Source organism: Pyrinomonas sp. (assembly GCF_040289685.1).
GTDB lineage: Bacteria > Acidobacteriota > Blastocatellia > Pyrinomonadales > Pyrinomonadaceae > Pyrinomonas.
Genome location: NZ_PSLQ01000094.1, coordinates 2,299 through 8,773, shown reverse-complemented (window position 1 = coordinate 8,773; position 6,475 = coordinate 2,299). Strand labels below are relative to the sequence as shown.

Here is a 6,475-nt window from a genome sequence, read left to right as displayed (position 1 = left end):
TCTTGGCGCCGCCTTTTTTAGCTGCGCCCTTTTTGGCCGCGCCTTTCTTGGCGCCCTTTTTAGCTGCGGGCTTCTTGGCTGCGCCTTTCTTGGCGCCCTTTTTAGCTGCGGGCTTTTTGGCTGCCGGTTGCGGCGCAGGGGCCGGGCGTCCTGCGGCCGGTCCGCTCGGCGTTTCACCGCCGGTCGGTTCACTGGTCCCGCTGGTCTCCCCTCCGAAGCTCTCACCACCAGAGTAGAGGGTGTCCCTCATTTCTTCGTCTCTTTCAGGCATTCTTGTACGCTCCTTTTTCCTTCATAGGGTTCAACGCCTCGCATAGCGAGGCGGCTTGCTTTCCACTTCAGCGCGCAAAACAGTCTGGTCCATGCGTTGCGGAGAATAACATAACTTTTGAATTTGTGAACCACCTATTTTATCGTCACGAGAAAAATTTTTTCGTGCGAACGTTCAAGATGGTGGCGATTCGTGCGACTCGCACCGAAAAGACTCTCCGGCACCGTTTCGTTCGAGCGTTTTCGCCGCCCTTGAAGGGCGAACCCGCGGCTCGATCTGCTTTCGCCGAGAGACAAGATCGAGGCGCGAACCTACGCTTTGCCAACAAGCGGCCGGACGACGAAGCCGGGCTGCGGGGTTCAGAAAAGATTCCGGCTCGATGTGCCGTTTGGCGACCTCGCCGCACGCTCGTGCGACGCGCGCACGTGAGCACCGGGCAAGCGCGATGTTTCGCGGCAGCGAGATTGCTCTTTGTCCTTCAGGCTAGCTAACATGTAGGACGCATGGAAACGCTCTCTTCAGCACTGGCCGTATTGACGGCGATGATCACACCCGCTGTGTTGATCTCGGCGTGCGGGACGTTGATCCTGTCGACTTCGACACGGCTCGGGCGCGTGGTCGATCGCGTGCGCGGGCTATCGGAGAAGTTCGAAGAATTGGCGCAAAGTCAAGAGCGGATCGAGATGCTCGAGGAACGGCGGTCAATGATCTTCGACCAGTTGGACAAACTGACGAGTCGCGCGCGACTGCTTCAACGGAGCATGACGGTCTTCTACATCGCGCTCGGCATTTTCGTTGCCACGAGCTTCTCCATCGGCATCGTCGCCGTCTTGGGCAGCGCGGCCTACAACTGGGTACCCGTGGTGCTAGCGCTCTCAGGCGCCTCGTGCCTTTTTTACGGGAGCGTGCTGCTGATCTTTGAGGCGCGGTTGGCTTTGAGCGCGCTTCACGCCGAGATGGATTTTTTGTGGAAACTCGGCCAGCGTTACGCTCCGGCGGAATTGGTCGAGCGGAACAAAGAGCCGCAAACCAGATTGTCGCGCTTGCCTTTCGCACGCCACTAGCGGCGGACGAGCGGGGCGCGTTTTTCGGCAGAAGCGCACGCGCTGGCGCAACTTTGGAAGAAGGACCGAAGAGATGACGATCTTGCCGTCTTACTTGGAGCTGCTCGCTACGGGCGAGCTTGAGCGTCGGGTCGAAGCGCTCGAGCGATTGCTCGAACGCTGCACCGTCTGCCCACGCGATTGTTTAAACAACCGGCTGCTGGATGAGCGCGCCGCTTGTCACGCCGGACGCTTGCCGGTAGTTTCATCCTACACGCCCCACTTTGGCGAAGAACCGGCGCTGGTCGGGCGAAACGGCGCCGGAAACGTCTTTTTCGGGCTGTGCAACCTACGCTGCGTCTATTGCCAGAACTATCAGATCTCGCAGAATTACCGTGAGGAGCGTCGCAACGAAGTGACGCATGAGCGGTTGGCCGAGATCATGCTCGAACTCCAGGCGCGCGGCTGCCACAACATCAACTTCGTCAGCCCGACTCATTTTGCGCCGCAAATGGCACGCGCCGTTCTCATCGCGGCGAAAAAGGGTTTGCGCCTGCCTATCGTTTACAACACCAACGCCTACGATTCGGTCGAAGTCTTGCGCCTGCTGGATCGGATCGTGGACGTTTACTTGCCAGATTTGAAGTACGCCGATTCCGAAGTCGGATACGCTTATTCCAAGGTGCGCAACTACGCCGAGCACGCGCGGCGCGCCATCTGCGAAATGTACCGACAGATGGGCGACCGGCTCGTCTTCGATGAACATGGCTTGCTTCAGCGCGGCCTTGTGATCAGGTTGCTCGTCCTTCCGAACGATCTGGCCGGATTGCGCGAATCTTTGCAGTGGATACGCGATGAACTCAGTCCGCGCGTCGCCATTTCGCTCATGGCGCAATACTATCCGACCAATCGCGCTGACGTGGATCGGCGTTACATCCTCCTTTCGCGACGCATCACCGAATCCGAATGGTGGCGGGCCGTCTCCCTGCTCGGCGAACTGGGTATCGAAGAGGGTTGGATGCAAGAATACGATGGGGCGGCTTTCTACTATCGCCCCGATTTCTCGGACCGCGAGACCCCTTTTCGGGATATACGCGATTTTCACCGCGAGCCTGAGAAAAGCGCCGGTCAGGTCTAACCTTCGGCTTGACCGTGCAGCTTTGCAAACCGCTTTTTCGCGTCGCGCGGCTTGAAACTGCGTGCCGCTCGCTCGCCTTCGACCATCTTTTGTTGTAAAAAGATCCTGCTCGCCATAATCTTCGAGTTTGAAGAGAGACGCGATCATGGACGAAGCACGAAGTGGACAGCAACTAGGCAAGACCGACGACGCTTCCACCAACGCCGCGCCTAGCGCCGTCGAACGGCCAATGACTTTGATGGAACAGACACCCATCTCCCCAGCGATCGGGCGAGAAGAGGGCTTTGCCCACAGCTCCGCCGATTTGATTCGCGTTCTCGATCGCGGATTCGTGCGGCTCGTCGACTTCATGGGGGGCGACATGGCCGTGGTGCGTGCCGCCCGCGTCTCCTTCGGCCAAGAGTCCAAAGGCGAAGAGCGCGATCGTCGCTTGATCGACTACCTCATGCGCCACGATCACGGCACCCCATTTGAAATGGCCGTCTTCAAGTTCCACGTCAAAGCCCCCATCTTCGTCGCGCGGCAGTGGTTTCGCCACCGCATCGGCTCCTACAACGAGATCAGTTACAGGTACGTCGAAGTCACAGATGAGTTCTACCTCCCCGACCGGTTGCGGGCTCAAGACACGCGAAACAAGCAGGCTTCCACCGCTGGCGACTTCACCGAGGAAGAGCACGCGCGGGGGCGCGCGGCAATCGAAGCGGCCTACCAAGCGGCTTACGCGCGCTACCAGGAGCTGCTCGGAATGGGGGTTGCGCGCGAGCTGGCCCGCATCGTGCTCCCCGTAGGCATGTACACACAGTTTTACGTCGCCTACAATGCGCGCAGCCTGATGAACTTCATCCGCCTGCGTACGGGCAGCGGCGCACAACCCGAAATCCGACTTTACGCCGAAGCCACGGCAGAGTTCTTCCGCCGCCTGATGCCTTGGACCTATGAAGCCTTCGCGCGCTACCGCTTCGCTCGAAGCGACAGCGAGTGATCGCAACGAGCGAAGACGACGCGCGATGCGATCGCTGCTGCGGAGCGCCCCGATATGAGTCAAGGCGAACCTGAGCGGTTCAGATGAGTTGAGAAAGAGAGATGCTTGCACGAGCTCGAGAATGGTTCGTGCGTCGTTCGGTCAAATTCAACTCGCGTTTTGGTCTGAGCTTCGCATCTGGCTTAAGATGTCTTTCGCGAAAGGGAGGTTCAATCATGGCAGAAGAGATCAAGTGTGCGCGTTGTGGTCAAAAGCGCCCGTCGCTCGGTTACGCGCCCGTGCCAGTGGAGATCGGGCAGCGCCTCGCCCAAGAGGTCTGCCAAAGTTGCTGGTCGCAATGGTTACAGCAACAGACGATGTTGATCAATCACTTCGGCTTGAACGTTGCCGATCCGGAAGCGCAACAGTTCCTGCTCGATCAAATGCGTGCCTTCTTCTTCGGTCAAGGGGCACAGGCCGACATCGACACGAGCAAGCAGGGAACGATTGAATGGTAAAAGATGTATGAGTTTCATGCATCCGACTGTGCCGCTCAGGCGCGATGGCTTCGAAAGAGGCTCGTCTCCCGCGCGGCATGAAAGTTGCTCTCTGAGGTTTGCGGATCAAGAACATCCGGTTCACAAAGTATGAAAACCACTGGAGGACGTATGAAAAAAGCGTTATTGTTCGTTGCTGGGGCCGCGTTGACGGTCGGGCTCGTCGGCTGCCAGACGACAGAGACGACCAACGCTAACGCCAACCTTAATTCCAACGTCGCGGTTATGCGCAACGAGAACCGCAACGCAACAACCACAACAACGAACGCCAACCGCGAGATGACGCGCGAGGATATCGAAAGCGAAGCGCGCCGGTTGGGAAGCCGCGTCGGTCAAGGCGCGCAGGATGCGTACATCTGGGGCAAAGTACGTGCGGCGCTCCTCGCCGCCAACGACTTGCGCGATTCGACGATCAACGTTGACGTTGAGAACGAGGTGGTGACGCTGCGGGGCACCGTCGCTAACGCTGACCAGCGGCGGCGGGCCGAAGAGGTCGCCAAAGGGATTGAAGGCGTCAAGAGCGTGCGCAACGAATTGAAGGTTTCCGCCACAGGTGAAACCAACGCCAACATGCGTAACGCCAACATGGCCAATCGCAACGCGCGTTAACGAGCGCTTGCAAAGAGCTTGACGGGGCTGCCAACCTAATGGCAGCCCTGTTTTTTGTGTGGTGTGCTCGCCGTCCCGATTCCGTTTCTAGAGAGATCAGCAGCCCCGTTTTTGTTCGGCATCTGAGGCGCGCGGCTTAATCAGTGGGGCGAAATGGTAAGACAGACCCTCACTCACGCTTTCACTGAGGTTTCGATCGCGCGCCAGCGCCTGCAAGGTCCAAATCGGAGGGCGATTTGCGGGCACGAAAAACGGCATGATATATTCGCTCGTTGCCTCTCTCCGAAGAGATTGCCCAAAGGGACGAGAACCTATGTCTGGACATTCGAAATGGCACACGATCAAACACAAGAAGAGTCTGCTTGACGCTCGCCGTGGCAAGCTCTTCAGCAAAATAATCAAAGAGCTGACCGTTGCAGCGCGTCTTGGGGGCGGCGACCCGGAAGCGAATCCGCGCTTGCGTAGAGCGATCGCCGATGCGAAATCGGCCAACATGCCCAACGACACCATCGAGCGCGCCATCAAACGCGGTACGGGCGAGATTGAAGGCACGCACTATGAGGAGGTGACCTATGAAGGTTATGGCCCCGGTGGCGTTGCCGTGTTGATCCACGCCATGACGGACAACCGCAACCGAACGGTGGCCGAAATCCGCCACTTGTTTTCGAAGATGGGAGGCAAGCTTGGCGAAGCCGGTTCAGTGGCTTGGATCTTCGAGCGCAAAGGGTACATCGTTGTGGATAAGTCGGCGATGTCGGAAGACCGTCTGTTCGAGCTTGCCATCGAAGCCGGAGCCGAAGACTTGCGCGACGACGAGGATAGCTTCGAGATCATCACCGATCCGGATGCCTTCGACCAAGTTCTGGCTGCCGTCAAACAGGCGGGCATTGAACCACAGGTGGCTGAAATCTCCATGGTGCCGCAAACTTACGTCAAGCTCGAAGGGCAGGACGCACGTCAGATGATCAAACTCATGGAAGCGCTTGAAGATCATGACGACGTGCAGAAGATCTACGCTAACTTCGACATCAGCGAGCAGGAGATGATCGCCGCCTAGCTGCGAAGGGTCTGCAGGAGCTTTTCCGCAATGCGCGTTTTAGGTATTGACCCGGGAAGCGAAGTGACCGGTTGGGGCGTCATCGAGGGCGATGCCCGACGCTATGCCTTGGTCGAATACGGTGCCGTGCGCGTTCCGGCGCAGTTGCCTTTCGCTTCACGTCTGTTACGGATAAGCGACGGAATAGACGCGGTGATCGCACGCCTTCGCCCAGACGTTTGCGTAATCGAAGAGGCTTTTTTCGCCGTCAACGTTCGCACCGCTTTGCGCCTCGGCCACGTGCGGGGCGTCGCGTTGCTCGCTGCCGCGCGCGCCGGATTGGAGATTCAAGAGTACGCGCCGCGCCTCGTCAAACAGACCATCGTCGGCTATGGCGCGGCGGAAAAGATGCAGGTGCAGGAGATGGTGCGCGCGTTGCTCAAGTTGGATCAAGTGCCGCGACCTCACGATGCGGCAGACGCGCTGGCCGTCGCGATTTGCCACCTTCATCACGTGCGGCTGTCGAGCTACGTGCGCGCCGCAGTCCGACGTCGCTAGCGGTGCAAGACCTTTCCGGCTTTGGCCGGCAAAGCGCTGTGAGTTCAATCCGACGCCGTTGACCGCGCGTCTCGTCATGCCCGACGGATTGTGAACGGCGAACCGAATCGGTCCCGCTTAGATTTGTTTCGGCCTTGCTATTCATGTCGCTGCCCATCCGTCAGGCCGCAAACCAACTGCTCGCGTAAGAATTGAAGGAGGGGAGTGAATGTTTCGCGTCTTGTCCGCTGTGCTTGCAGCCTTCGTCCTTCTCGCCACGGTCCACAATGGGCGCGCTCAAAGTCGGCGTCAGGTGTGGCTGG

Annotated in this window: 8 protein-coding genes; 7 read left to right on the top strand and 1 reads right to left on the bottom strand. The window is 58.8% G+C overall.

The window, feature by feature from the left end; all coding sequences use genetic code 11:
* Positions 1-271 (bottom strand): hypothetical protein (locus C4334_RS13970; protein ID WP_502943450.1); only part of this gene is annotated, 271 nt, incomplete at its 3' end.
* A gap of 503 nt (positions 272-774) precedes the next feature.
* Here C4334_RS13970 and C4334_RS13965 point away from each other — a divergent pair.
* The 7 genes from C4334_RS13965 (at position 775) to ruvC (ending at position 6,173) form a co-directional block, all read left to right on the top strand.
* Complete coding sequence (locus C4334_RS13965) at positions 775-1,335, top strand: DUF2721 domain-containing protein (protein WP_352432703.1); 561 nt, start codon at positions 775-777, stop codon at positions 1,333-1,335.
* A 73-nt stretch (positions 1,336-1,408) separates the two neighbouring features.
* Entirely contained in the window at positions 1,409-2,452 is a 1,044-nt protein-coding gene (locus tag C4334_RS13960) for a radical SAM protein (RefSeq protein ID WP_352432702.1), read from the top strand.
* A gap of 349 nt (positions 2,453-2,801) precedes the next feature.
* Positions 2,802-3,434, top strand: coding sequence for an FAD-dependent thymidylate synthase (gene thyX, locus C4334_RS13955; RefSeq protein WP_502943451.1), 633 nt, complete (start codon positions 2,802-2,804; stop codon positions 3,432-3,434).
* 215 nt (positions 3,435-3,649) lie between these two features.
* Positions 3,650-3,931, top strand: coding sequence for an oxidative damage protection protein (locus tag C4334_RS13950; protein ID WP_352432700.1), 282 nt, complete (start codon positions 3,650-3,652; stop codon positions 3,929-3,931).
* Positions 3,932-4,081: 150 nt separating this feature from the next.
* Positions 4,082-4,579 (top strand): BON domain-containing protein, encoded by a 498-nt coding sequence (locus C4334_RS13945; protein ID WP_352432699.1) that lies wholly within the window; start codon positions 4,082-4,084, stop codon positions 4,577-4,579.
* 313 nt (positions 4,580-4,892) lie between these two features.
* The gene (locus C4334_RS13940) at positions 4,893-5,636 is read left to right on the top strand and encodes a YebC/PmpR family DNA-binding transcriptional regulator (protein WP_352432698.1); all 744 of its coding nucleotides are present in this window, start codon (positions 4,893-4,895) and stop codon (positions 5,634-5,636) included.
* Positions 5,637-5,666: 30 nt separating this feature from the next.
* Positions 5,667-6,173, top strand: coding sequence for a crossover junction endodeoxyribonuclease RuvC (ruvC, locus tag C4334_RS13935; RefSeq protein ID WP_352432697.1), 507 nt, complete (start codon positions 5,667-5,669; stop codon positions 6,171-6,173).
* Positions 6,174-6,475 lie beyond the last annotated feature (302 nt).